Genomic DNA, 25627 nt, shown 5'->3' with positions numbered 1-25627 from the left:
GTCTCCCCTAGCGATTGAGCTTGTTGATCAATTGGGCGCGCAGCCGCCGCGCCGATGTCGCGTCGATCGGCGCGAGCGGGCCCTGCGCATGCGCCGGCAGATGCGCCGCGGCCTGGTCCGCGGGTCCGAAGACATAATAGTCGAACATCGCCTTCCACGCCGCCTTCTCGGCGTCCGGCCGGTCGCGCAGGCTCAGCATGGCGTGGAGCAGCGTGGTCTGCGGCGTGTCGAGGAATGCCGGCGCCTCGTTCCACCAGTAATTGACCAGGATGTTGAAGCGCCCGAGCGCCTCGACATGATGCCACCAGAGCGCCGGGTAGAAGAGCAGGTCGCCCGGCTCCAGCTCGGCCACCTGTGCGCTGGCCATCGCGTCGCGGAAGCGGGGATGCGCGGCGAAGTCCGGATCGGCGAAGTCGACCATCGAGATCACCTGCCCGCCCGGCGTCGGCTCCAGCGGGCCGGGATAGAGATTGGCGATCTGGTTGGGCGGGAACAGGGTGAAGCGGCGCTTGCCCGCGGCGCAGATCGCCATGTTATGCGACATGTCGTGATGCGCATGCGCGGTGGTGCGGGTGCCGATCCAGATGCTCGCCAGCACGCCGTGCGCGAACATCGGATCGTCCAGCGGCAGGTCGTTCTCGGCGCGGAAGCCGGGCAGATACCGGTCGAGGTCGGTCGAGCCGATATAGAAGCTGGCGGGGGAGGGCGCGTCCAGCTGCGCGCGGATCCGCTCCAGGAAATCGGCCATGCCGACCCGGGCGCCCTCGAAATTGAAGCCGGTCAGCCCGGCATTGTAGTGGAAGCGCCCGCCGATCTCCGGCGCCCCGGTGAAACCCACCACCGGCTGGCCGGAATCGAAGCGCTCGACATAGGCGATCGCGGCATCGTCGGACGCGCGGGTGGCGGCGACCAGCGGCCAGTCCTTCGCGACGCCGCGCAGGATGATCGGCGCCTGTGCCGCCAGCAGCTCGGCATAGGGAATGGCGTCCAGCGCGACGCCGGTCCGCTCGCGGACCCTGGGCGCGCTGGCGGCGAGGACGTTCACGCCCCGCCCAGTGCGTTCTTGCGCTCGATCAGGCTTGAAATGTTGCCGAGCGAGGCAGCGAGCAGGAAGGCCGCACCGAGATGCCCGGCGCGGTTGAGCTGGTCGAGCGCATCCGGGCCCAGCTCGGCGAGCTTCTCGGCGGAGAGGACCTCATGGTCGGAGATCACATAGCGCCGCTCCTCGTCGAGCATCAGCTCGAGCGCGACCGGCTGGATCAGCCCCAGCGCGTCGAAGGCGGCGTACATCGGCGCGGCATCGGCCATGCCGACATGGATCGCGCCGAGCACCCGGCCGAGATGATCGAGCATGCGGCTCTGCCCGCCCTGCGGCAGGAACAGCGGCTCGCCATCCGCCGCGTCGACGCGCGGATCGTCGAGGTCGATCTGGATCACCGGCGCGCCGCCATCGGCATTGAGGCCGATCAGGAAGGGGCCGCGCTGCAGGATCAGCGGGATATGGCGGCTGGTCCAGCGCTCGCCATCGAGGAACAGATTCTCGTCGCGGTCGAGCCCGAGCAGGGCGACGGCCTGCAGCCCTTCGGCGGGATCGCGCTGGAACAGGATCGGGAAGTCGCGCTGCGCTTCGCCGAATTCGGTGGGGAAGACGAGCGCGCGGTTGACTGCCTCGCCGTAAGCGGCGCCGTGGCGGAGCGCGACGCGGAGATCGGCATGGGCGACATTGTCGAGCGCGACCGGTCGGGACATCGGGAAATCCAGCTTGTTGGCGGCCAGCATGGCGCAAAGCGCAGCCGGCCTCAATCAGAGAGAAAGGGGCCGCCGCGCATGGCGGCAGCCCCAGTTCCCCCTCTTAACGTCGTGTCCGATCAGAACTTGAAGCGGGCACCGAGCAGGAAGCGCCGGTCGAGCTCCTGCGCGAACCAGAGCTGCTTCTCGTTGCGGGCATAGGTCCGCACCGAGGTCTCGGTCAGGTTGATGCCCTCGAGCGTCAGCGCGATGTTCGGCGTGAACTCGTAGCTGATCGTGGCATCGAGCTGGCCGAACGGCGCGGTGAACTCGGGGTTGCGCGAGCCCTGGCGGTTGATCCCCGAGAGGAACTTGTCGCGCCAGTTATAGGCCACGCGGGCCGAGAGGCCGTGCTTTTCGTAGATCAGCGTGCCGCTGAACGTGTCCGACAGGCCGAGCAGCGCGAACTGATCCTGCGAGGGATCGGCCCCGATGTTGAAGCCCACGTCGCCGCGCACCAGCGTATAGGCCGCCGCGATGCCGAAGCCCGTCGAGCCGAGGAAATACTGGCCGGCGAGCTCGACGCCGTAGATCTCGGCGTCCTTGTTGTTGATCGGCTGCGTCACCTGGAACTGGTAGAGCGGGTCGCTCGCATTGCCGTTCAGGTCATAGGTGTTGTTGATCGTCTTGACGAAATTGTCGTCGAGCGAGCGCGTGGCCGGATTGTAGTTGGCCGCGAACTGCGCGGTCGCCGCCGCCACCGATCCGGTTGCCTGGATCAGCGCCGACATGACGAACAGGTTCACGTCGCTGACATCGGCGCCCAGGCCGCCCAGCGCGCTCTTGGCCGAGCCCGACCGGCTGCCCGCCGCGCCCGAGCTCGGGTCGCGAAGCCCGAACAGCGAGGAGGTGAACTGGCCGTTGCCGATGAAGTTGCGCACGCGCTTGTCGAAGAACGCGACCGAGATGTAGCTGTCCGGCTTGAAATACCATTCCAGCGACGCGTCGAAATTGTCCGATTCCAGCGGACGCAGCCGGGCGTTGCCGACCGATGCGGTGGCGATGCCGCCATTGTTGATCGGGCGCGGCGGGCCGCCCACCGTGGTCGCCGTGTAGAGGTTGTTGTAGTTCGGCCGGGCGATCGTCTTGCTGTACGACAGGCGGCCGATCAGGTTCTTGGCGAACTCGACCTGGAAGTCGACCTGCGGCAGCAGGTTGCTGTAGCTGCCGCCGTCGGTAACGAACTGGGTCTGGTTCGAGATCGACACGGTGAAGTCGTTGTCCGACACCCAGGCGATGCCCGACGGGATGGCTTCCAGCGACGTCGTGGTCGACTTGGTGTGCTCGTAGCGGACGCCCGCGACGAGGCGTGCCGGCGCACCGCCCAGCTCACCCTTCCAGGTCAGCTGGCCATAGGCCGCCCAGATCTCTTCCTTGACCCGGTTGTCCTGGCTGCTGGTGACGCCCACGGCCTTGCCCTGGCTGGCATAATAGGGCGACAGGATCGAGTAGATGTCCGAGGCCACGCCGCGGAAGGCCACCTGCGATTCCGGATCGCCGCCGGGGTTGAACTTGTGGAACTTGCACTCGAGGCAGAAGGCCTGGAGCGCGCCCGGTGCGCGCGCCTGCACGTCGCCCGGATTGTTGATGCCCCAGTCGCCCAGCGTCTGCTGCGTGGCGCGGAAGGTCTGGTGCATGTCGGTGGTGCGATAATTGCCGCCGAAGTCGAAGCGGCTCTCCTCGCCCAGGTTCCAGCCGAAGTCGGCGCGCAGTTCCTTCACCTTCTGCTGCTGCGTCGAGCGATAGGTACGGCCGACCTGCGAACCGACGTCATTGACGTCGAGCGGGCCCGCGGCACCGAAGGTGATGTCCTGGCGCGGAATGCCGCTTGAATAGTCGACCGAGTGCGACGCGACGACGTTGGCGCCCATGCCGACCAGCGTCGAGCTGACGCCGTTGGGATTGTCCGGCGTGCTCGACGAGGTCGAGATATGGCCGTCCAGCTTCAGCCCGAAATTGCTGGCGAACTGCCATTCGAGGTTGAGGCCGTAATCCTCCAGCTTGCCCTTCTGCGCGCGCGACTGGGCCTCGAAGCCCTCGTCCTTCTGGCCGTTGATCGTCTCGTGCAGATACTGCGCGGTGGCGACGGTGGTGTTGCCGTCGAAGGTCACCACGTCGAACGGGCGGCTGAACCAGTTGGAGAGGTCCGAACGGGTCTCCTTCTGCTTGTTCTGCGCATAGAGCGCGTCGGCGGTGATCGTCAGCGCGTCGGTCGGCCTGAACTGGACGACCGCCTGGCCGTTGATGCGCTCGCGCGTGCCCTCGGCATAGTGGTAGCGGCTGTCGTTCGGGATCGCGACCAGCTGGTTGGGGTTGGTCGGCGCGTTGTTGACCACGGTGCAGGTCGGCGTCGGCGTCGTGGTGCCGGCCGGGCAGGCGCCGCCCGAGCGGGCGAAGCCGCCGGTCAGGAAGGTGCTGTACGGAACGATGTTCCAGTCGTTCGAGGTCGCCGCGATCGAAGTGTAGTTGCGCTTCTGGTAGCTGCCGAACAGCATCACGCCGAAGCGCTGGTCCGGATCGCTCCAGCTGACCACGCCCGAGAATTCCGGGGTGACCTTCGAGCCGCAGTCGATGCAGTCGTTGACGCTGGTGTCATAGACCGCCTTGGCGCCGATGCTGCCGTTGAGGCCGCTCTTGTTGTCGTCGAGCGGCTTGCGCGAGACGACGTTGATCGTCGCGCCGATGCCGCCCGAGGGAACCGCCGCGCGGCCGGTCTTGTAGACCTCCAGCGTGCGCACGCCTTCGGTCGCCAGGTTCGAGAAGTCGAACGAGCGGCTGGTGCCCTGCGCGCCGTCGGCATTCTGGTCGCCGCCGACCACCGACACCGCCGCGGTCGCCAGCTGGCGGCCGTTCAGCGTCACCATGTTGTAGGTCGGGCCGAAGCCGCGGACGGTGACCTGCGAGCCTTCGCCGTTGGTGCGGTTGATCGACACGCCCGGGATGCGCTGCAGCGATTCCGCCAGGTTGGTGTCGGGGAACTTGCCGATGTCCTCGGCCGAGATCGCGTCGACGATGCCCGGCGCCTCGCGCTTGATCTGGATCGAGCGCTCGAGGCTGGCGCGGATGCCGGTGACGACGATCGCGCCGTCATCCTGGGCGTCCTGGCCGCCGGCGTCCGCAGTCTGCGCCGTGCTGACAGCGTTGTCGGCCTGCGCATGGGCGAAGCTGGGCATGGCAAGGCCGGCGGCCATGGCGAAGATGGATGCAGAACGCGCAAGTATAGGTGTGCGCTTGAAGCTAGTCATAACCCCTCCTCTAAGCGCCACTTTCCGGGCGCGACTTTTTATTTATTTCGGGCGAGCGAAGTGCCTCCCTGATGTTATCGCTATCATCGGTTTTCCGTCTGTCAATTGGACCATGTCGATTGGAAGCGGTTCCAAATTCGGATTGATGCAAACTGTTGCATCGCTGCGACAGGACGGGGTGCAGCATCGCCCTTGAAAGCGCTTTCAGGGGCTGGCGAGGGGCGGCTTTCGGTCCGGATCGGAGCAATTGGCGGCAGCGAGTCGGCCCGCGCTCAACTTTTCCGTTCCCCGGCGAAGGCCGGGGCCCAGTTTCGGCGCATTATCCAAGGCGCGGGAACCTCACGACCGACATTGCAACTGGGCCCCGGCCTTCGCCGGGGAACAATCGGATCACCAAATCAACAGCCGCGCCTCAGTCGTGAAAGCGCGCCCATTCCCCAATCGGCGCGCGTTCGACCGGAAACCGGTTGAGCGGCGAATCGGGATCGCGAAAGCCGATCGCCATGCCGGTGAACAGCATCTGCTCCTCGGGCACACCCAGGAAGTCGCGCACCGTCGCGTGATGCGCCGACCAGGCCTCCTGCGCGCAGCTGTCGAGCCCGGCTTCGCGCAGGAGCAGCATCAGCGTCTGCAGGAACATCCCGCAATCGGACCATTGCGGCGGCCCGTGATCGCGGCGGAGGGTGCAGAACAGCCCCACCGGCGCGCCGAAGAACTGCCAGTTGCCGGCGAACCAGCGCAGCCGCGCGGCCTTGTCCTCGCGCGGAATGCCGAGACCGGCATACATCGCCTCGCCCACCTGGAAGCGGCGGCTGCGATAGGGTTCGCCGAGCGGGGCGGGGTAGACGGCGTATTCGGGCGGATCGCCGAACGGCGCCTCGGCCAGCCGCGCGCGCATGATCGCCTTCAGCCGCGCCATCGCGTCGCCCGACACGACATGGACATGCCAGGGCTGGAGATTGCCGCCCGAAGGGGCCCGCCCGGCGCGTCGTATGAGATCACGCAGCAGGTCCCCGTCGACCGGCTTGTCGAGGAATGCCCGCACCGAGCGGCGGCTGGCGACGGCTTCGCTGACGTTCATGGCTGCCCTCTCCAGTTTCCGTCGCCCAGGCTCAGGCCCGGGGTGACGAGGTTCAAAGCGACCGCCCGATCACTTCCTTCATGATCTCGTTCGTCCCCCCATAGATCCGCGAAACCCGGGCATCGCGCCACAGCCGCGCGATCGGATACTCGTTCATGTATCCCGCCCCGCCGTGCAGCTGCAGCGCCGCGTCGCACACTTCGCCCTGCAGGTCGGTGTGCCACAGCTTCGCCGCCGAGGCCTCCACCGCGGTCAGCTCGCCGGCGACATGCCGCCGGATCGCCCAGTCGAGATGCGCCCAGCCAACCTGCAGCTTGCTCGCCAGGTCGGCCAGCACGAAGCGCGTGTTCTGGAAGTCGAACACCATCTTGCCGAACGCCTTGCGCTCCTTGACGAAGGCCAGCGCCTCGTCGAACGCCCGCTGCGCCGCCGCCTGCGCGCCCACCGCGATCGACAGGCGTTCCTGCGGCAGCTGGTTCATCAGATAGGCGAAGCCGCGCCCTTCCTCGCCCAGGCAATTGGTGATGGGCACGCGGACATCGTTGAAGAACAGCTCGGACGTATCCGCCGAATGCTGGCCGATCTTGTCGAGGTTGCGCCCGCGCGCGAAGCCTTCGCGGCTGGCCTCGACCAGGATCAGCGACGTCCCCTTCGCCCCCGCCTCGGGATCGGTCTTGGCGACGACGATGATCAGGTCGGCGTTCTGGCCATTGGTGATATAGGTCTTGGAGCCGTTGACGACATAATGGTTGCCGTCCTTGCGCGCGGTGGTCTTCACGCCTTGCAGGTCCGATCCCGCGCCCGGCTCGGTCATCGCGATCGCGGTGATCACTTCGCCCGAGATCATCCCCGGCAGCCATTGCTGCTTCTGCTCCTCCGATCCGTAGTGGAGGATATAGTCGGCAACGATATCCGATTGCAGCGTGATGCCCGCCGACGAGCCGGACCAGGCCAGCTCCTCGCCGATGACGGCGTTGTAGCCGAAGTCGAGGCCCAGCCCGCCATATTCCACGGGCATGGTCGGGCAGAGCAGCCCGGCCTCGCCGCAATCGCGCCAGAACTGGCGATCGACGATGCCTTCCTCCTCCCAGCGCTCGAGATTGGGCGTCAGCTTGGCATCGAAGAACCTGCGCACCTGGTCGCGGAACAGCGCCTGTTCCTCGTCATAGGCGGTGCGCCCGTTGGTGTTCAGCACATCCCGTCTCCTTGGTGGTCTTCGATTCTATCGAGTTTCAGCTCTTTGCTTCCCCGGCGAAAGCCGGGGCCCAGGGTCGCAAAGGAAACCGCTCGGTTACCCTGGGCCCCGGCTTTCGCCGGGGAACCGATACCCTAAGCCACTTCCACAACCCGCCCCACCGGCGCCACGCTGCGATATTGGTGGATCGGCTTGCCCTGCTCCGCAAGCGCGCGCAGCAGCGGGGAGGGGGTATGCCCCATTTCCTCCAGCGCATCGGCGATCTTCGCCAGCCCCACGCCGTCCGCCCAGAACAGTGGGCCGCCGGTGAACACCGGCCAGCCATAGCCATAGACCAGCGCGACATCGACGTCGGAGGCGCGGATCGCCACGCCTTCCTCAAGGATCTTGGCGCCTTCATTGACCACCGGATAGAGCAGCCGCGCGACGATCTCCGCGTCGCTGAACTGGCGCTGCGCCACCCCGGTCTTCGCCGCGAAGTCGCGGATCACCTGCTCGGCGATAGGCGAGGGCGCGGCCCGGCGCTTCTCGTCATAGTCATAATAGCCGCCGCCTTTCTTCTGCCCCCAGCGGCCCATCTCGCACAGTATTTCCACCACGCTCGAAGAGCTGCTCGTCGCCGCATCCCAGCCGATCACGTCGAGCCCGACCAGGTCGAGCATCGCGAACGGCCCCATCGGGAAGCCATAGTCGAGCATCACCTGGTCCACCTCCCAGGGCAGCGGCCCTTCGAGGATCAGCGCCTGGGCGGCGGCCATGCGCGGCGCCATCATCCGGTTGGCGATGAAGCCGTCACACACCCTGCTCAGCACCGCGACCTTGCCGATCCGGCGGCCGATCGCCATCGCGGCGGCGACCACCTGCGGATCGGTCTCGGCACCGCGCACCACCTCCAGCAGCTTCATCACATTGGCCGGCGAGAAGAAGTGCATGCCGACCACGCTTTCGGGCCGCCCGGTCGCGGCGGCGATCGCATCGACATCGAGGAAGGACGTGTTGGTCGCCAGGATCGCGTCCGGCTTCGCCACCTTGTCGAGCCGCGCGAAGATCTCCTGCTTGAGCGACAGCTTCTCGAACACCGCCTCGATCACCAGGTCGACTGCGCTCAGCGCCTCGAACTCCAGGCTGGGGGTGAGCAGGGCCATGCGCTGCTCGAGCTGCTCGGCGGTCATCCGTCCCTTGTCGACCGTCACCTGATAGTTGCGCCGGATCGTCGCCACGCCGCGGTCGAGCGCTTCCTGCGCCTGCTCGACGATCGTCACCGGCAGCCCGACATTGAGGAAGTTCATCGCGATGCCACCGCCCATCGTGCCCGCGCCGATCACGCCGACGCGCCGCACCGGAATCTCGGGCAGGTCGGCGGCCAGGTCGGGCACCTTGGCGGTCTGGCGCTCGGCGAAGAAGAAGTAGCGCTGCGCGGCGGATTCGCGGCTGCGGAACAGCTCCCAGAACAGTTCCGCCTCGCGCTTCATGCCCGCGTCGAAGGGCAGGGTGACCGCGGCCTCGACCGCCTTGATGATGTTCTCCGGTGCCTTGAAGCCCTTGAAGGCGCGGGCATGCTTGGCGCGGAAGGCGTGGAACAGCGCGGGATCCTGCCCGGCGATCCTGTCGGTACGGTCGCGGATGCGAGTGCGCGGTGTGTCGAGCCGAGCCTTGAGGAACGCCACCGCATCGGCGTGCAGCGTCTCCTCGCCGGTGATCGCATCGACCAGCCCCATCGCCAGCGCATCCTTTGCGCGCACCGGCTTGCCGATCGCCATCATCTCCAGCGCCGCTTCGGCACCGACCACGCGCGGCAGCCGCTGGGTGCCGCCGGCGCCGGGCAGCAGGCCGAGCGCGACTTCGGGCAGCCCGAGCTTCGCGGAAGGGGTTGCGACGCGGTAGTCGCACACCAGGGCCGTCTCCAGCCCGCCGCCCAGCGCGGTACCGTGGATCGCCGCGACCACCGGCTTGGGCGATCCCTCGATCAGCGCGAGCACGTCGTGCAGCGGCGCGCCCGTCGGCGCCTTGTCGAATTCGCTGATATCGGCACCCGCGATGAAGGTGCGCCCGGCACAGATCAGCACGATGCCCTGCACGGCTTCATCCTCGATCGCCGCGCGAAAGCCCTGGTCGAGCCCGTCGCGCACCGCGGCGGACAGCGCGTTCACCGGCGGGGAATCGAGCGTGAGCGTCGCGATACCGCCCGCCACATCGAGCTGGGCGACCGAATTTATCTGCATGACTAAATTTCCTCTCGCGCTTTGTTTCTTTCGCATTTATTCGGCTAATTAAATCGAGAAACAACTAGCGGAGTGGAGAGGCGTGGGCAACGGGGAACGCGATCTTGCGGGGCGCGTGGCGCTGGTGACGGGCGCGTCCTCCGGGCTGGGCGCGCGGTTCGCCCGCCTCCTGGCATCGCGTGGTGCTCGGCTGGTGCTCGCTGCCCGCCGCGAATCGCTGCTCGCCGAATTGCGCGACTCGATCGTCGCCGGGGGCGGGGAGGCGATCGGCGTGGCGATGGACGTCACCGACGAAGCCTCGGTCCAGTCCGCCTATGACGCTGCCGAAGCCGCGTTCGGCACGGTCGATACGGTCATCGCCAATGCCGGCATGAACATGGAGGGCCCCGCGCTCGATCTCGACATCGCGGCGTTCGACCAGGTGCTGGCGGTCAATGTCCGCGGCGTGTTCCTCACCGTCCGCGAAGGCGCCCGGCGGATGATCGCGGCCAGGGCGGACGGGCGCGTGCTGATCGTATCGTCGATCACCGCCCAGTCGGTCTCGGCCGGGCTGGCGGCGTACAGCGCCTCCAAGGCCGCGGTACTCCAGCTCGGCCGGGTGCTGGCGCGCGACTGGGCGAACAAGGGCGTCAACCTCAACATCCTGTGCCCCGGCTATATCGAGACCGATCTCAACGCCGATTGGTTCGGCACCGAAGCCGGGCACAGGCAGATCGCCAAATGGCCCCGCCGCCGGCTGATGGACGGCGACGCGCTCGACGGGGCGGTCGCCTATCTGTGCGGCCCGGCGAGCCGCTTCGTCACCGGATCGGTGGTCACCGTCGATGACGGCCAGTCGCTCTAAGGAGGAAAATCCATGATCCGCACCCGTTTCACCGAGGCTTTCGGCGTCGAGCATCCGATCGTGCAGGGCGGGATGATGTGGGTCGGCACCGCCGATCTCGTCGCCCCCGTCGCCGAGGCCGGCGCGCTCGGCTTCCTCACCGCGCTCACCCAGCCGACGCCCGAGGCGCTGGTGAAGGAGATCGCCCGGGTCCGCGAGCGCACCGACAGGATCTTCGGGGTGAACCTGACGATCCTCCCCTCGATCAACCCGCCGCCCTATGCGGAGTATCGCCGCGCGATCATCGAGAGCGGCGTCGGGATCGTCGAGACCGCCGGCTACAAGCCGCAGGAGCATGTCGACGATTTCAAGGCCGCCGGCGTCAAGGTGATCCACAAATGCACCGCCGTCCGCCACGCGCTCTCCGCCGAGCGGATGGGGGTCGATGCGATCTCGATCGACGGTTTCGAATGCGCCGGCCATCCGGGCGAGGACGATATCCCCGGCCTGATCCTGATCCCCGCCGCCGCCGACAAGGTGAAGGTCCCGATCCTCGCCAGCGGCGGCTTCGGCGACGGCCGCGGGCTGGCGGCGGCCCTCGCGCTCGGCGCCGACGGCATCAACATGGGCACCCGCTTCTGCGCCACGCGCGAGGCGCCGATCCACGACAATTTCAAGGCGGCGATGGTCGCAAACGACGAGCGCGCGACCGAGCTGATCTTCCGCTCCTACCGCAACAGCGCCCGGGTCGCCCGCAACCGCATCGCCGAGCAGGTCGTCGCGATCGAGCGCGAGGGCCGCCCGTTCGAGGATGTCGCCGCCCTGGTGAAGGGCGCCCGCGGCCGCGAGGGGCTGGTGTCCGGCGACACCGATCACGGCATCTGGACCGCCGGCATGGTCCAGGGCCTGATCCACGACATCCCCACCGTCCGCGAACTGGTCGAGCGCATCGTCGAGGAGGCCGAGGCAATCATCGCCCGCCGCCTGGCGGCCATGCTCTCCCCCGAACCCGTACTCGCCTGAAGGAGCCCCGCATGGACATGGACTGGACCCAGGCCGAGCTCGCCTTCCGCGACGAGGTGCGCGCCTTCCTCGCCGACAAGCTCACCCCCGAGATCCGCCGCGCCGGCACGCTGGCGACCAGCGTCTATCCCGATCACGAAGCCAGCATGGCCTGGCAGCACATCCTCCACGCGCGCGGCTGGGCCGCCCCGCACTGGCCGGTCGAGCATGGCGGCTGCGACTGGAGCGTCGCCCAGCATTACATCTTCAACCGCGAGCGCATCGCGGCCGGCGCGCCCTCGCTCTCGCCGATGGGCATCCACATGGTCGCCCATGTCATCATCCGCTTCGGCACCCCCGAGCAGAAGGCCTGGTTCCTCCCCCGCATCCTCACCGGCGAAGTCTTCTTCTGCCAGGGCTATTCCGAGCCCGGCGCCGGCTCCGACCTCGCCTCGCTCCAGATGCGCGCCGAGCCGGACGGCGACGACTTCATCCTCGACGGCTCGAAGATCTGGACCACCCACGCCACCGAGGCGAACTGGATCTTCTGCCTCGTCCGCACCTCGAAACAGGGCCGCCCGCAACAGGGCATCACCTTCCTGCTCGTCCCCATGGACCTGCCCGGCATCGAGGTCCGCCCGATCCTGATGACCTCGGGCGAGCATGTGCAGAACCAGGTGTTCTTCGACAATGTCCGCGCCCCGCGCGCCAATGTGCTGGGCGAAGTCGATGCCGGCTGGTCGGTGGCGAAATACCTGCTCGAATTCGAGCGCGGCGGTGCCTACGCGCCCGCGCTCCAGGTCCGCGTCAGCGAGATCGAAGCCGCGGCCGCAGAGCGGCTCGCCGACTCCGTCCTCGCCACCCGCCTCGCCGAGCTGCGCATCCGCATCGATGTGCTCGAGATGATGGAGCTGCGCCTGCTCTCGGCCAGCGAAGGCGCCAGCGTCGGCGCGCTTGCCTCGATGATGAAGATCCTCGGCACCGAGCTGGCGCAGGACCTGGCCGCGCTCCATCTCGAGGCGGCGGGCGCCCAGGGCCTCGCCTATCAGCCGCATGTCGTAATGCCCGGCGGCGCGATCCCCGCCTACACCCCGCCGGCCGACGGCCACGCCACCGGCGCCCCCTGGCAGGCGCTCGCCCCGCTGCGCTACCTCAACGAGCGCGCCGGCTCGATCTATGCGGGATCGAACGAGATCCAGCGCAATATCCTGGCGAAAGCCGTGCTGGGGCTGTGATGTCCAGGGCGCGCTGCTTGCTTTAACGGTTCCCCGGCGAAGGCCGGGGCCCAGTTGCAATGTGGTTCGAGAGTCTCCCGCGCCATCGATGCTGCGTCGAGACTGGGCCCCGGCCTTCGCCGGGGAACACCGAATATTGCTACGACCTACGCCGCCCGCATCAGCGCCGCATAGCGCGCCACCTGCGCATCGGTGCTGCCGAAGCTCTGCGCGATCACCGTCGCCCGCTTGAAATAATGGCCGACCGCCAGCTCGTCGGTCATTCCCATCGCGCCGTGGAGCTGCACCGCGTTCTCGCCGATGAAGCGCGCCGCCTTGCCGATCGTCGCCTTGGCCGCGGCGACCGCGCGCGCCCGCGCCTCGGGCGGCGCCCCCAGGTTGAGCGTCGCGAGATGGCTCGCCGACACGGCCTGTTCGAGCGCCAGGAACATGTCGACCATCCGGTGCTGCAGCGCCTGGAAAGCCGCCAGCGGCTGGCCGAACTGCCGCCGCTGCTTGGCGAATTCCACGCTATCGTCGAGCATGCGCCGCAGCACGCCCACCGCCTCGGCGCACAGTGCGGCCCGCGCCGCATCGAGCACCGCTTCGATCACCGGCCCCGCCGCACCCGGCGCGCCGAGCAGCGCATCGCCGGGCAGGTGCGCATCGATCTCGACATCCCCGGCCGGCCGGTCGTCGATCAGCTGATAGCCCTGGATCGTTACCCCCGGCGTTCCGGCCTCGACCAGGAACAGCGAAGGCCCGTCTCCGCAAGTCCGCGCCGCCACGACCAGATGGCTCGCCCCCGGCACACCGACCACCACCGAAAGCTTGCCCCGAAGATGCCAGCCCCCCGGCGCCGGCTCGGCCGCGAGCATCGCGGGCTCGAGTGACGACGCGATCCGCACCGCGCCGCCGGCGATCTCCGCCAGCAAGGCCTCGGCTCGCGCGCCGCCGTGCGCCAGCAGCGCCGCGCCGATCACCACCGTCTCCAGGAACGGTTCCGCGACCAGCGCCTCGCCGAGCAGCTCGGAAACCAGCATCGCCTCGATCGGCCCGCCACCCATGCCGCCGGCCGCCTCGGGCAGCAGCACGCCGAGGATCCCCAGCTCCGCCAGCGCGCGCCACAGCGCCGCATCCTGCCCGCGCCCGGCGCCCACCCGCGCCCGCCGCGTCTCGAAGTCATACTGCTCGCGCAGATAGCGCCGCAGCATGTCGCGCAGCATCGCCTGTTCTTCGGAAAGCTCGAAATTCACCACCGGTCCTCCACCGGTAAAGCCTTGGCGAAGCAGGCGGATGCGGCAACTGCGAGAAGTGCTAGGGCGGGAAGAGCGCAAGTCGCTTCCCCGCCACCTTCCAGTTCCCCGGCGAAGGCCGGGGCCCAGTTGCCATGTCGCTCGAGAGTCTCCGGCGCCATCGAGAGTGCGCCGAAACTGGACCCCCGGCCTTCGCCGGGGAACGGAAGGGGCCGGGAGTGTCGAAACCTACCGCGCGCTCACAAACCCCAGCCCCGCCGCGATCTGGATCGCCTGCGCCCGTCCGGTGCTGCCCAGCTTGCCCCCCGCATTGCGCAAATGGAACCGCACCGTCGAGGTCGACAGCGACAGGATGATCCCGATCTCGCCATCGGTCTTGCCCGCCGCCGCCCAGCGCAGGCACTGGACCTCGCGCCGGGTCAGCACCATCGGCCCCGACGCCGCGCGCAGCCGCGAGGAGGCCTCGGCATGGCTCGCCACCAGCTTGAGCGCCAGTCCCTGCAGCCGCACCGCATGCTTCGCGAACTTCTGCTCGATCGCGTCGCCCTCGCGCCCGGCCCACACCACCGCGCCGACGATCGCGCGCGGCAGGTGCACCGGCGCGATGATCGCCGCCGCGATCCCCGTGGTCGCGGTCACCTGCCGGCAGTCGATCGACTCGAGCAGCGCGCTGGTCCGCCAGGTGCCGAGCCGGCCCTCGGCATAGAAGCACGGCTCGGCCATCACCCGCGCCACCTGCAGGAAGGGCGCATGCAGCGCGAGCCGGCGATTGTGCCAATATTGGTCCGAGGGATCGAGCCACTGGAAATGCGTCTCGGCATAGGGGCGGCCATCGGCATCGCGCATCGGCTCGGGGTCGGCGATGTCGCCCTGCGCCGCGACAAAGGGCAGGCCGATCGCCAGCCCCGCTTCGCGCACTTCCTCGATCAGCAGCGTGGTCTCGGCCCACGCCTGGTCGCGTTCGATCGCCATGCCTCTCTCCCGAACCCTGTAACGGGTACCAGCTTGATCTGTTTTGCCGGCAGGCGATGGTCTGCATCAAACAAGCAGCCTCCGGAAGCCAGAAAACGGAGCGAAATGGGAGAGTTGGATGACGCGATTTCAGGTGGGATCGGCGATCCCCTTCCTGTTGCTTGTGGCCGGCTGCGATTGGGGTTCGAGCGTCGATCTGCGCAATGAATCGGGCTCGGTCGTCGCCCAGCAGATCCGCAAGGTCGCGGCCAGCAGTGACTTCGCCCAGCCCGGGCGCTGGGAGACCAGGATCACCCTCAACCAGGTCGATGCCCCGGGCATGCCGGCGGGGTTCGTCGACAAGCTCAAGGCGAGCATGCGCCAGCCCCAGGTGGCCGCGAGCTGCCTGACCGCCGCGGACGTGAAGAAGGGCGCCTTCTATGTCGGCGAGGAGAACCAGGCCTGCCGCTATGAGCGCTTCGCGATGGGCAAGGGCAGGATCGACGGCATGCTGCGCTGCTCGGACCAGATGGGCACCCGCTCGATGGCGATGTCGGGCAGCTATGCCCGCGACACCTACAAGCTGGTCGTCACCACCGACAGCCAGAGCGCCCAGCAGCCGGGCGCGGCGGGCAAGGTATCGGTCACGATGACGATGGACGCGAAGCGCTCGGGGCAATGCCTGGGGACGGAAGGCAGGCCGCTGACGCGGCTGTAGGGCTTGGGTGAGCTTCGGGATGCGGCACTTGGCACTACAGTTCCCCGGCGAAGGCCGGGGTCCAGTTGCCATGTCGTTCGTGAGTCTCCTGCGCCATCGATAGTACGCCGAAACTGGGCCCCGGCCTTCGCCGGGGAACGGAACCAATCCTCCCCCTCCGGGGGAGGATTGAAGGCGGTGACCCAAACTCAACCCCGTCATCCCCGCGCAGGCGGGGATCCAGAGTCACGGGAAATGCCCTCTCGGCTTCCGCGCACGCCTCCACTGGCGATACGTGCAATTGCCTCGTCCACCCGAGCTACCCTGGATCCCCGCCTTCGCGGGGATGACGGAGTAAGCGGGGGATAACGCACCCAAACCTGCCACGTTCGCCAGCTTGCCGCCTCCGCACCCTCGCAGCATTTTCCGATCAAATGCCGGCACATGCGGCCCGTCCGCAGGGGTGACCGGCGACAATGGGAGAAGGTGCGATGGCCAACTGGACTGCCCTGCTCGCGAGCGCTGCGATACCCCTCACGCTTGCCCCCGCCGCGCTGGCACAGACCCAGCCGCTGCTCGACGAAGCCGCGATCCGCTCGCCGCTCGCCGCCGGGTGCGCCGGCAAGTCGGATGCGACGCCGCTGCCGGTCGATCCGCGCACGCTGATCGTGCCCAGCGTCAATTCGAACCCGAACGGCGCGGTCCGCTTCAATTCCTTCTTCACCAACCTGCACAATCCGGGGGCGCCCTGGGTCAACCGGCTGCCGGCGCGGCCCAGCACCTGCGGCGCCTGGCGCGCCAGCGTCGCGCGCGGCAAGCAGAACCTCGAGACGCGGCAATATTTCCTGCCCTTCTCGCGCGCCCAGGATTACGACAAGGTCTGGGCGGTCTGGGGGCTCTCCTCCAAGCCCGCCGATTTCAACGAGCAGGTCGAGAAGCGCTACGGCTTCTATCCCGCGCCCTTCCGCAATCCCTATCCGCTGCCGGGCGAGAACCCGAACACCACCAATGGCGGCTCGGGCCAGCTCCCGCTCGGCCTGATCCAGGGCAAGGGCGATGACGGCAAATGGACCGGCACGATCACCGCGTCCTGCTCGGCCTGCCATGACTCGCGGCTGGGCAATGCGAGCGAGTCCGGCTTCACCTGGGGCCTGGCCAACAGCGCCAACGACGCCGGCCTGCTCGCCTCGGACCTGTTCCGCACCAGCCCGGTCACCTGGCTCGGCCTCGCGCTGCCGATCCCGTGGAGCGACGGCCGCGGCTCCAGCGACGCGATCGGCCTGATCACCCTGCTGCCCGCCCTGTTCGACATGGACACGCTGCAGCTCGCCCCCAGCCTGCTCGAATATACGCCCGACACGCCGGCAGGCGGCATGACCAAGGCGCCGGCCTGGTTCAACCGTGCCTTCAAGACGCGGCAGTTCTGGGACGGTTCGCTGACTTCGGACAACGTCCATTCGGAGATGGCGTTCGGTGTCGCCTCGATCACCCGCGATGCCGCGGGCCGGCGCGCGCTGGAGAGCGATTTCGAGGACATCAACAACTTCCTGCTCTCGCTCTCGGCGCCCAAATATCCCGGCACGATCGATCGGCTGCTGGCCGAGCAGGGCGCGGTGATCTTCCACCAGCGCGATCTCTGGGCGAACGGCGCCAATGTCGAGATTCCGCGCCAGCCGGGCAACGGCTCCTGCGCGAGCTGCCACGGCGTCTATTCGCCGCGCTATGCCAACGACACCGCCTATCTGCCCGATCCGCGGCTCAAGGGCCTGCCGGGCAATGTCACGCCGATCGAGACGATCCAGACCGATCCGCGCCGGTTCAACCTGTTCGCCGATCCGCGCCAGCGCCGCGCCTGGAACAGCAGCTGGTGGGCGTACAACTCGCTCAGCCCGAGCTGGTATGGCTATCCGGTCGAGTCGCTGATCGCCAGCTCGATCCGCCGGGTCTATCGCGCGGTCTATGACAATGGCGGGCCGATCTATTCGCCGCTCGGGCCGAACGAATGGGTCGAGCCCAAGGGCTATGTCTCGCCGCCGCTCTATGGCGCCTGGGCGGGCGGGCCGTTCCTGCACAATGGCAGCGTCCCCGATATCTGGGGCATATTGAAGCCGTCGGATCGTCCGGCGGTGTGGAAGCGGCCCTATTCGCCGGCGGGCATCGGCGGCAAGAACCAGGGCTATGACTATAGCTATGCGTCCTACGACTTCGCCAAGCTCGGCTGGAAGTACGAGACGCTGAACTGCAGCAGCTCGCCTTCGGTCCCGCCCTATCAGCCGTGCAACGGCCAGGCGACGCCGGACCGCTTCTATTCGGCCTTCGCCAATTCGGCGGCGGGCTATCTCAACCTGGCCTACCAGACGCCGCCGCCGATCACCGACGAGCAGATCCGTTCGCGGATGAGCTTCAACAGCAACCTCTATGGCGACGGCAATGGCGGCCATACCTTCACCCAGTCGCTCACCGATGCCGAGCGGCTGGCGCTGCTGGAGTATCTCAAGACGCTGTGAGCGCCTTGCAATGTAGGATTTCATCTGGCTGGCTTGGGCGGCCGGTTTCCAGGCCGGCCGCTCCTTGAATCGGTCAGGCCTCGACTTGCGCCCAGTAGCGGTCGCGCAGCAGCCTTTTGTAGAGCTTGCCCGTGGGGTGGCGCGGCAGTTGGTCGACGAAATCGATCCGCCGCGGCTGCTTCACGCGGGAGAGCTGCGGGGCGAGCCATTCGGCCAGTTCCTCGGCGAGCGCGGAGGAAGGTTCGAATCCCTCCCCTGGCTCGACCACCGCGATAACCTGTTCGCCCATATCGGGGTGCGGTGCCCCGATCACCGCCACATCGGCCACCTTGGGATGGAGCACCAGCAGGTTCTCGATCTCCTGCGGATAGATGTTCACCCCGCCGGAAATGATCATGAAGCTCTTGCGGTCGGTAAGGTAGAGAAACCCGTCGGCATCGACATGGCCGACATCGCCCAGCGTGGTCCAGCCATGGCGGTTGGCGGCAGCTTCGGTCTTCTCAGGATCGTTGTGATAGTGAAATCCGGGCCCACCTTCGAAATGGACCAGCCCGGTTTCGCCGGTGGGCAGCGGTTCGCCTTCCTCGTCGCAGATCCGGATCGTCCCCAGCACCGCGCGACCCACCGATCCGGGGTGGGCCAGCCAGTCCCTGGCGCCGATCATCGTCAGGCCATTGCCTTCGGTCCCGGCATAATATTCGAGCAGCACCGGCCCCCACCAGTCGATCATCGCCTGCTTGACCGGCACGGGGCAGGGCGCGGCGGCATGGATCGCCATGCGCAGGCTGGTCAGGTCGTGCCGGCTGCGGGCTTCGTCGGGCAGCTTGAGCATGCGGATGAAATGGGTGGGCACCCATTGCGCATGCGTCACCCGGTGCCGCTCGATCAGCGCCAGCGCCTGATCGGGGTCGAACTTCTCCATGACGACCACCGTGCCGCCCAGCCGGTGCACCGCCATGCACCAGCGCAGCGGCGCGGCGTGGTAGAGCGGGGCGGGGGAGAGATAGACGGTATCGCCGTCCACCGCCGCATGCCGGGCGATGCCGACCATGGCGTTGGGCATGGTGATGTCGGTCTCGGGCAGCTGCGGGCGGATGCCCTTGGGCCGCCCGGTGGTGCCCGAGGAATAGAGCATGTCGGTGCCGGCGCGCTCGTCTGCGATGCGGCTGGTCGGCATCGCGCCGGCCTCGGCTTCCCAGCCGCGGAAAGGCGGCACGGCGCCATCGAGCATGAACAGCGCCACGTCGTCCAGCGCCACTTCCGCCGCCACCGCGCTCGCAACCGATGCCAGTGCCCGGGAGGAGATCAGCACCCGCGCGCCGCTGTCCTGCACAATGAACGCGGCTTCGCTCGCCGTCAGCCGCGAGGATACCGCGACGAAATACAGCCCGGCCCGTTGCGCGCCCCAGGCGATCTCGAGGAAGCGGAAATGGTTTTCGAGCAGCACCGCGATCGCATCACCCGGCTGGAAACCCAGCGCGCGGAACAGCTGCGCCGCCTGGTTCGAGCGGGCTTCAAGCTCGCCGTAGGTCAGGGTCTGGCCAGTTTCGGCCAGGATCAGCGCGGGTTTCTCCGGCGCGGTTTCGGCGTGGACGCAGGGATGCATTCGGCCCTCTCTCCTCTCCTCGGAAGCGGTTTCCGCTCTCCGATGCGCAGCATAGCCGAACCGCGGAAATGCGCTGCTATCGCTAGTGATAGTTCCGCAGGCCGGGGCGGGCGGCGATACCGGGTGGGCGACCAGGGAGAGGAAAATGGCGCCAGACACGCCCGTGATTGTGGGCATCGGGGAGTCGATCGACCGCCCCTTCGCGATTGCGTCGGCCAAGGAGCCGCTGACGCTGATGGCCGAGGCCGTGCGCGCCGCCGATGCGGATGCCGGTGTCGGGCTGCTCGGCCAGGTCGATGCGCTCGACGTGGTGAGCATCGTCAGCTGGCGCTATGCGGATGTCGCCGCGTCGCTCTGCGCCGAGCTCGACATCGCACCGCGTACACGGGCCTTTCACGAGGTTGGCGGCGAATCCCCGATCGGCCTGCTCCACGAAGCGGCGCTGCGGATCGCCCGGGGGGAAAGCAAGGTTGCGCTGGTCTGCGGTGCGGAGGCGCAGCACAGTGCGGCGCGGGCCAAGCGCGAAGGCGAGATGCCACCCTGGACGCCCTTCGCCAGGGACGCACCCTCGCCGCTACGCGGGGCCGATATCGTCCACCCGCTCGCGCTGCGCCACGGCCTGTCGACCCCTACCCAGGTCTATCCGCTGTTCGAGATGGCCAGCGCCGCCGCCTGGGGCCAATCGCCGGAGGAAGCACGGGCGGAGTCGGGCACGCTCTGGGCGCGATACGCCAAGGCCGCCGCCGAGAACCCCCGGACCTGGATGCGCAAGGCCCCGACCGCGCATGAGATCGTCACGCCTTCCGAGGCCAACCGGCTGATCGCCTGGCCCTATACCAAGCTGATGGTTGCCAACCCGGCGGTGAACCAGGGCGCGGCGGTGATCGTCACCAGCCTTGAGGTCGCCCGCGCGGCCGGCATCCCCGACCAGCGCATGATCCATATCCTCGGCGGGGCGGCGGCCAGCGAGCCGCGCGATTTCCTCGCGCGCGATGGGTTCGCAGGGAGCCCGGCGCAGGACGCGGTACTCGCCGCGGCATCGGCGCTGGCGCCCGGCGGCTTCGACGCGCTCGAGCTGTACAGCTGCTTCCCCTGCGTCCCCAAGATGGCGCGCCGCAGCCTGGGTCTCGGCCCCGATGTCGAACCGAGCGTCACCGGCGGCCTGACCTTCTTCGGCGGCCCGCTCAGCAACTATATGCTGCACGCCGCCTGCGCGATGGTGCGGGTGCTGCGCGGTGGCGGCACCGGGTTGCTCTACGGCCAGGGCGAGTTCGTCACCAAGCATCATGCGCTGGTCCTGTCGCGCGAGCCCGGCGTGCCTATCGCTCCCGGCTATTCGGTGCAGGCCGCAGCGGATGCCCGGCGCGGACCGGTGCCCGAACTGGTCGAACCGGAACCGGGGCCGGCGACGCTCGAAAGCGCGACGGTCCTGTACCAGCGCGACGGATCGGTCGATCGCGGCGTGGTCGTGCTGCGCACGCTTGAAGGCGCTCGCACCCTCGCCACGGTGCCGTCCGAGGATAGCGAGACGCTCGCGCTGATAACCGGCGAAGCGCGTTTTCCCGTCGGCCTGATCGGCACGATCAACGACCAAGGCCAGTGGAGCCCGCAATGACGATCCCAACCCTGTATCATTGCCGAGACGCCCGCTCGTTCCGCGTGCTCTGGATGCTGGAGGAGCTGGAAGCCGGATATCGGCTGGAACTGCTGCCCTTCCCGCCACGGGACCGCGCGCCCGGCTATCTCGAGCTCAACCCGCTCGGCACCATCCCGCTCTTCCTGGAAGGCGAGGCGCGGATGACCGAGTCCGCCGCGATCTGCCAGTATCTCGCGACTACGCGGGGTGACGGCCGCTTCGCCATCGCTCCCGGCGAGTCCGGCTATGCGGCCTATCTCGACGCGCTTTCGTTCGGCGAGGCCACGCTCACTTTCCCGCAGACCCTGGTGCTGCGCTACGCGATGCTGGAGGCTGAGGCGCGGCGGGTGCCGCAGGTCGCGGACGACTACCGGCAATGGTATCTCGCTCGCCTGCGCGGCCTCGAAGCGATGCTGGCCGAAGGCGATCATGTCGCCGGTGGCCGCTTTACTGCCGCCGACATCTCGGTCGGCTATGCGCTGATGCTCGCCGAGTTCCTCCGCATCGGTGATGGCGGCCTGCCGCGCGTCGCCGCCTATTGGGAGCGGCTGCGCGCACGCCCGGCCCTTGGTCGTGCCAAGGCGGCGCAGCTGAAGGAGCAGGCAGCATGATGCTGGAGGGCATCCGCATCGTCGACATGACGACGATCGTGTTCGGCCCCTATGCCACCCAGATGCTCGCGGACATGGGCGCGGAGGTGATCAAGGTCGAGGCGCCGGGTGGCGACCAGACCCGCCAGTTCGGCCGATCCCGGGCTGCTGCGCGGCAGATGGGGCCAGTGCATTGCACGCTCAACCGCGGCAAGCGCGCGATCGCGCTCGACCTCAAGGTGCCCGAAGACGCCGAAACCATGCGTCGCCTGCTCGCCACCGCCGATGTGTTCATCCACAATGTCCGCGGCGAGGCGATGGAGCGGCTCGGCTTCGGCTATGAAGCGGTGCGCGGGCTGCGCGGCGACATCGTCTATGTCCATTGCCAGGGCTTCGGCTCGGGCGGCCCCTATGCCGGCTTGCAGGCCTATGACGACGTCATCCAGGCCGCGACCGGCACCGCCACCCTGTTGCCCCGCGCCGACGGCAATCCGGCGCCGCGCTACCTGCCCTCGCTGATCGCCGACAAGGTTGCCGGGCTCTACGGTGCACAGGCGGTGCTCGGTGCTTTGGTCCACCGGCTGCGCAGCGGAGAGGGGCAGTTCGTCGAGGTGCCGCTGTTCGAGAGCTTCGCGCATTTCATGCTGCAGGAGCATCTGTTCGGCGCCGCCTTCGATCCGCCGCTCGAGCCCGCCGGCTATCCGCGCCAGATCGATCCCAATCGCCAGCCTTTCCCGACGGCCGACGGGCATGTCAGCATCGTGCCCTATACGCCGGCGACGATCGCCAAGCTGTTCGAGCTGCTGGGTGCGACGGACGTGTTCGACGATCCCCGCTTCGCCACGCCGATGGACCGGTTGCGCAATATCAGTGCGCTTTATGGAGAGATCGCGCGGTTCACCCCGGCGAGGACCAGTGCGGACTGGGTGAAGATCCTCAACGCCGGCGGCGTGCCCTGCATGCCGGTCCGTGATCTCGATGCGATCCGCGACGACCCGCATTTGGCGGCGACGGGTTTCTTCCGTCCGCGAAGCCATCCGGAGGAGGGCGACTATGTCGAGATGCCGCTCCCGATCCGCTTCGGGGTGCGGGGGGTGCCCGAGGGCGTTGTCCCGCCGGGGATCGATGCCGATGGGGAAGCGATAAGGTCGGAGCTGGGGCAGCAATAACCGCGATCCCGGCTTCCGCCGGGATGACAGCTGGTGGCGAACGAACCTACGTGTCCGAGCGGCTAAGCCGCCACCCGCGCCTTGGCCGCCGCCAGGATCATGTCGCTGGCCTTTTCCGCAATCGCGATCGTCGGCGCGTTGGTGTTGCCCGAGACGATCCGCGGCATGATGCTGGCATCGACCACGCGGAGCCCGGCCACCCCGTGCACCCGCAGCTCGGGATCGACCACCGCGCGCGGGCCATGCCCCATCATGCAGGTGCCGACCGGATGATAGAGCGTCGTCCCCGCCCGTCGCGCATGCGCGAGGAGATCGGCATCGCTCTGCAGCTCGGCACCCGGCTGGAGCTCATGGTCGATGAAGTCCGCCAGCGGCGGCTGCGCCGCGATCCGCCGGCCCCAGCGCAGGCCGGCGACGATCACTTCCTGGTCCAGCGGATCGCTCAGGTAATTGGGCGTGATCCGGGGCGGCGCCAGCGGGTCGGCCGAGCGGATGCGCACGGTCCCGCGCGATTCCGGGCGGAGCTGGCACGCGGCGATGCTGATCCCCGGCAGCTTCTCCAGCTGCATCTTCTGCAGCCGGGCGAGCGCATCGCCGTCCACCGTCGCGGGCAGGATGTGGAACTGGATGTCGGGCGAGGCGAGATCGGGCCGCGAGCGGCAGAATGCGGCGATGTGCGCGGCGGACAGGGTGAGCAGCCCCTTGCGCGCCACCGCATAGCGCGCGACTTCGCCGAGCAGCCGCAGGCCGCGGCTAAGCTCGTTGACCGAGACGGTGCCGGGCTTGAGCCGGTAGTTGGCCGAGATCAGCAGATGGTCCTGGAGGTTCTCGCCCACACCGGGCAGGTCACGCACCACGGCGATACCCTGTTCGCGCAGCAGGTCGCCCGGACCGATACCCGAGAGCTGGAGCAGCTGCGGCGAGTTGATCACGCCGCCTGCCAGGATCACCTCGCGTGCCGCATGGGCGACCAGCCGCTCGCCGCCGCGCACGAATTCCACGCCGGTCGCACGCCCGTCCGCGATCTTCACCCGCGTTGCCTGGGCATGGGTGACGACGCGCAAATTGGGCCGTTCCATCGCCGGGTGCAGATAGGCGACCGCCGCCGAGCAGCGCCGCCCGTTGCGCACGGTCAGCTGGTACCAGGCGACGCCTTCCTGTTCCGGCCCGTTGATGTCGCGCTGGGGCAGGCCAAGTGCCTCGCACGCCTGTACCACTGCCTCGGATACCGGATGCGATCCGGCGGGATCGGTCACGCTCAGCGGGCCGCCTGCGCCGTGCGTCTCGCACGCGCCGTGCTGCTGATCCTCGGAACGGCGGAAATAGGGGGCGATGTCGTCCCAGGCCCAGCCTTCGCAGCCCATCTGCCGCCAGCCGTCATAGTCGGCGCGCTGGCCGCGCACATAGAGCAGCCCGTTGATCGAGGAGGAGCCGCCCAGCACCTTGCCGCGCGGCCAGATATGGCGGCGGCCCTCGGTGCCGGCGTCGGGCTCGGTACGGTAGAGCCAGTTGACCTTGGGATCCTTCAGCGTCTGTGCATAGCCGACGGGGACGTGGATCATCAGGTTCGACAGGAACTGCCCGCGCTCACGCAACGGCCGGTCGTCGCCGCCCGCCTCGAGCAGCAGCACGCGGTTGCGGCCATCGGCGCTCAACCGGTCGGCGAGCACGCAGCCGGCCGAGCCGGCGCCCACGATCACATAATCGGCTTCGAAACTTTCGGGCATCAGGCTTTCCGGCGGCGATAGAGATAGTTGGCGGGCAGGCCGAGCCGCTTGCTGGCCTCGACCGGCGGGGTGCCCGGGATCGGCAGCCGCTCGAACAGCGCGCCGAGCGTACGGACGGTGCGGAGTTCCCAGCCGCGCAGGCGCCATTCCGCGCCGTCCAGTTCCAGCGTCTTGCGTGCCCAGTCGGGCAGCAGCGCGATCGCCGCGCGCACCATCATCCCCTGGAAGGGACGGAGCGGCAGCGGCACGCCCCGGGTCGCGAGCATGATGTCGAGGAAATCGCCGATGATGGCGTGCGGCTCCAGCCGTGGCCGCATCGCTTCGAACTGTGCCTGCTGCTCGGCGACCGACAGCGGCGCGCCATGCGCGAGGAACAGCTCGGCCGAGGGCCTGGCCTCAACATAGGACCGGTCCTTCTCCGCTGGCGTCAGGGTGCGGCAATAGGCCGAATAGGCTTCCATGAAGCCGAAGCCGACCGTGCATTGCACCCAGTCGAGCAGCTCGGGATCATTGGCGTGATAGGCCTCGCCGCGCGGTGTCTGTCCGCGCACGCGCTCGTGCATGCGTGTGACCCCGGTGATCACCTTGGTGGCGACACTGGCGGGGGCATAGACGCTGACATGGGTGACATAGCCGGTGCGCTGCAGTCGGGTCAGCGGATCGGTCGGGAAGATCGAGTGTTCCCACACGCCCGATCGCACGCGCGGCTCGCCCAGTTCGAGCAGCACCGCCGTGATCCCGCCGACGAACAAGGCGACGGGGTTCTTGAACACCGCCCAGGCGACCGAGTCCGGCGGATAGAGCGCCGGCGCGCCCGGCGGGTTGGCATAGTCGATGCGCGGCAGGATCCGCTTGCCGCCCGGCGCCGCGACGGGCACGGGGTCGGGTGGAAGCGGGATGGCCTGCTCGCGCATCGGG

At 68.3% G+C, this 25627-nt stretch carries 19 protein-coding genes; 8 read left to right on the top strand and 11 right to left on the bottom strand.

What is annotated here, in order from left to right; all coding sequences use genetic code 11:
- Positions 1-7: 7 nt before the first annotated feature.
- The 6 genes from HNP52_RS21600 to HNP52_RS21575 all read right to left on the bottom strand — a co-directional run bounded on the left by HNP52_RS21600 (position 8) and on the right by HNP52_RS21575 (position 9531).
- A complete protein-coding gene (locus HNP52_RS21600) occupies positions 8-1045 on the bottom strand; it encodes a cupin-like domain-containing protein (protein WP_184170581.1) in 1038 nt (345 codons plus the stop codon).
- Positions 1042-1779, bottom strand: coding sequence for a SapC family protein (locus tag HNP52_RS21595; RefSeq protein WP_260396301.1), 738 nt, complete (start codon positions 1777-1779; stop codon positions 1042-1044). The genes HNP52_RS21600 and HNP52_RS21595 overlap by 4 nt, the downstream gene beginning before the upstream one ends.
- A gap of 89 nt (positions 1780-1868) precedes the next feature.
- Positions 1869-4979 carry a TonB-dependent receptor gene (locus HNP52_RS21590; protein WP_260396300.1) on the bottom strand — a complete coding sequence of 1037 codons (3111 nt, stop codon included), beginning with the start codon at positions 4977-4979 and terminating at the stop codon, positions 1869-1871.
- Positions 4980-5445: 466 nt separating this feature from the next.
- Positions 5446-6114, bottom strand: coding sequence for a nitroreductase (locus HNP52_RS21585; RefSeq protein ID WP_184170575.1), 669 nt, complete (start codon positions 6112-6114; stop codon positions 5446-5448).
- Positions 6115-6166: 52 nt separating this feature from the next.
- Complete coding sequence (locus HNP52_RS21580; protein ID WP_184170572.1) at positions 6167-7309, bottom strand: acyl-CoA dehydrogenase family protein; 1143 nt, start codon at positions 7307-7309, stop codon at positions 6167-6169.
- A 134-nt stretch (positions 7310-7443) separates the two neighbouring features.
- Positions 7444-9531: a 3-hydroxyacyl-CoA dehydrogenase NAD-binding domain-containing protein gene (locus tag HNP52_RS21575; RefSeq protein WP_184170569.1), complete on the bottom strand. Its 2088-nt coding sequence runs from the start codon at positions 9529-9531 to the stop codon at positions 7444-7446.
- Between the two features lie 82 nt (positions 9532-9613).
- On the opposite strand from HNP52_RS21575, the gene HNP52_RS21570 reads away from it, so the two are divergent.
- Genes HNP52_RS21570 through HNP52_RS21560 form a run of 3 tightly spaced genes read left to right on the top strand, consistent with a single transcriptional unit; the run spans position 9614 to position 12591 of the window.
- Entirely contained in the window at positions 9614-10375 is a 762-nt protein-coding gene (locus HNP52_RS21570) for an SDR family NAD(P)-dependent oxidoreductase (RefSeq protein ID WP_184170566.1), read from the top strand.
- Between the two features lie 12 nt (positions 10376-10387).
- On the top strand, positions 10388-11377 hold the full coding sequence (locus tag HNP52_RS21565; RefSeq protein WP_184170563.1) for a nitronate monooxygenase family protein: 990 nt from the start codon (positions 10388-10390) through the stop codon (positions 11375-11377).
- 11 nt (positions 11378-11388) lie between these two features.
- On the top strand, positions 11389-12591 hold the full coding sequence (locus HNP52_RS21560; protein WP_184170560.1) for an acyl-CoA dehydrogenase family protein: 1203 nt from the start codon (positions 11389-11391) through the stop codon (positions 12589-12591).
- A 146-nt stretch (positions 12592-12737) separates the two neighbouring features.
- On the opposite strand, the gene HNP52_RS21555 is transcribed toward HNP52_RS21560, so the two are convergent.
- Together HNP52_RS21555 and HNP52_RS21550 are read right to left on the bottom strand one after the other, a co-directional pair.
- On the bottom strand, positions 12738-13826 hold the full coding sequence (locus HNP52_RS21555) for an acyl-CoA dehydrogenase family protein (protein WP_184170557.1): 1089 nt from the start codon (positions 13824-13826) through the stop codon (positions 12738-12740).
- A 228-nt stretch (positions 13827-14054) separates the two neighbouring features.
- On the bottom strand, positions 14055-14798 hold the full coding sequence (locus HNP52_RS21550) for a helix-turn-helix transcriptional regulator (RefSeq protein WP_184170554.1): 744 nt from the start codon (positions 14796-14798) through the stop codon (positions 14055-14057).
- Between the two features lie 118 nt (positions 14799-14916).
- Between HNP52_RS21550 and HNP52_RS21545 the strand changes: the two genes are divergently transcribed.
- Together HNP52_RS21545 and HNP52_RS21540 are read left to right on the top strand one after the other, a co-directional pair.
- Positions 14917-15495: a DUF3617 domain-containing protein gene (locus tag HNP52_RS21545; protein WP_184170551.1), complete on the top strand. Its 579-nt coding sequence runs from the start codon at positions 14917-14919 to the stop codon at positions 15493-15495.
- A gap of 470 nt (positions 15496-15965) precedes the next feature.
- On the top strand, positions 15966-17981 hold the full coding sequence (locus HNP52_RS21540) for a hypothetical protein (protein ID WP_184170548.1): 2016 nt from the start codon (positions 15966-15968) through the stop codon (positions 17979-17981).
- 73 nt (positions 17982-18054) lie between these two features.
- On the opposite strand, the gene HNP52_RS21535 is transcribed toward HNP52_RS21540, so the two are convergent.
- Positions 18055-19587, bottom strand: a complete 1533-nt coding sequence (locus tag HNP52_RS21535) for an acyl-CoA synthetase (protein ID WP_184170545.1) — start codon at positions 19585-19587, stop codon at positions 18055-18057.
- A gap of 145 nt (positions 19588-19732) precedes the next feature.
- On the opposite strand from HNP52_RS21535, the gene HNP52_RS21530 reads away from it, so the two are divergent.
- From HNP52_RS21530 to HNP52_RS21520, 3 genes are read left to right on the top strand one after another with little or no spacing between them, the layout of a single operon-like run.
- Positions 19733-21202 (top strand): acetyl-CoA acetyltransferase, encoded by a 1470-nt coding sequence (locus HNP52_RS21530; protein WP_184170543.1) that lies wholly within the window; start codon positions 19733-19735, stop codon positions 21200-21202.
- Positions 21199-21834, top strand: a complete 636-nt coding sequence (locus HNP52_RS21525; RefSeq protein ID WP_221416590.1) for a glutathione S-transferase family protein — start codon at positions 21199-21201, stop codon at positions 21832-21834. The genes HNP52_RS21530 and HNP52_RS21525 overlap by 4 nt, the downstream gene beginning before the upstream one ends.
- A complete protein-coding gene (locus HNP52_RS21520; protein WP_184170540.1) occupies positions 21831-22982 on the top strand; it encodes a CaiB/BaiF CoA-transferase family protein in 1152 nt (383 codons plus the stop codon). The genes HNP52_RS21525 and HNP52_RS21520 overlap by 4 nt, the downstream gene beginning before the upstream one ends.
- A gap of 62 nt (positions 22983-23044) precedes the next feature.
- On the opposite strand, the gene HNP52_RS21515 is transcribed toward HNP52_RS21520, so the two are convergent.
- Both HNP52_RS21515 and HNP52_RS21510 read right to left on the bottom strand, forming a co-directional pair.
- A complete protein-coding gene (locus HNP52_RS21515) occupies positions 23045-24709 on the bottom strand; it encodes a GMC family oxidoreductase (protein WP_184170537.1) in 1665 nt (554 codons plus the stop codon).
- Complete coding sequence (locus tag HNP52_RS21510) at positions 24709-25623, bottom strand: oxygenase MpaB family protein (RefSeq protein WP_184170534.1); 915 nt, start codon at positions 25621-25623, stop codon at positions 24709-24711. The genes HNP52_RS21515 and HNP52_RS21510 overlap by 1 nt, the downstream gene beginning before the upstream one ends.
- Positions 25624-25627 lie beyond the last annotated feature (4 nt).

It is taken from the genome of Sphingomonas kyeonggiensis (assembly GCF_014204495.1).
Taxonomy (GTDB): Bacteria; Pseudomonadota; Alphaproteobacteria; order Sphingomonadales; family Sphingomonadaceae; genus Sphingomonas; species Sphingomonas kyeonggiensis_A.
This window is presented reverse-complemented; position numbering and strand designations above follow the sequence as displayed.

Bases quoted from the DNA above. Each gene is read 5' to 3' on its own strand.
- HNP52_RS21595 (WP_260396301.1), bottom strand. From the start codon at position 1,779: ATGCTGGCCGCCAACAAGCTGGATTTCCCGATGTCCCGACCGGTCGCG.
- HNP52_RS21590 (WP_260396300.1), bottom strand. From the start codon at position 4,979: ATGGCCGCCGGCCTTGCCATGCCCAGCTTCGCCCATGCGCAGGCCGAC.
- HNP52_RS21540 (WP_184170548.1), top strand. From the start codon at position 15,966: ATGGCCAACTGGACTGCCCTGCTCGCGAGCGCTGCGATACCCCTCACG.
- HNP52_RS21545 (WP_184170551.1), top strand. From the start codon at position 14,917: ATGACGCGATTTCAGGTGGGATCGGCGATCCCCTTCCTGTTGCTTGTG.
- HNP52_RS21520 (WP_184170540.1), top strand. From the start codon at position 21,831: ATGATGCTGGAGGGCATCCGCATCGTCGACATGACGACGATCGTGTTC.
- HNP52_RS21525 (WP_221416590.1), top strand. From the start codon at position 21,199: ATGACGATCCCAACCCTGTATCATTGCCGAGACGCCCGCTCGTTCCGC.
- HNP52_RS21550 (WP_184170554.1), bottom strand. From the start codon at position 14,798: ATGGCGATCGAACGCGACCAGGCGTGGGCCGAGACCACGCTGCTGATC.
- HNP52_RS21560 (WP_184170560.1), top strand. From the start codon at position 11,389: ATGGACATGGACTGGACCCAGGCCGAGCTCGCCTTCCGCGACGAGGTG.
- HNP52_RS21565 (WP_184170563.1), top strand. From the start codon at position 10,388: ATGATCCGCACCCGTTTCACCGAGGCTTTCGGCGTCGAGCATCCGATC.
- HNP52_RS21515 (WP_184170537.1), bottom strand. From the start codon at position 24,709: ATGCCCGAAAGTTTCGAAGCCGATTATGTGATCGTGGGCGCCGGCTCG.
- HNP52_RS21585 (WP_184170575.1), bottom strand. From the start codon at position 6,114: ATGAACGTCAGCGAAGCCGTCGCCAGCCGCCGCTCGGTGCGGGCATTC.
- HNP52_RS21575 (WP_184170569.1), bottom strand. From the start codon at position 9,531: ATGCAGATAAATTCGGTCGCCCAGCTCGATGTGGCGGGCGGTATCGCG.
- HNP52_RS21510 (WP_184170534.1), bottom strand. From the start codon at position 25,623: ATGCGCGAGCAGGCCATCCCGCTTCCACCCGACCCCGTGCCCGTCGCG.
- HNP52_RS21530 (WP_184170543.1), top strand. From the start codon at position 19,733: ATGGCGCCAGACACGCCCGTGATTGTGGGCATCGGGGAGTCGATCGAC.
- HNP52_RS21535 (WP_184170545.1), bottom strand. From the start codon at position 19,587: ATGCATCCCTGCGTCCACGCCGAAACCGCGCCGGAGAAACCCGCGCTG.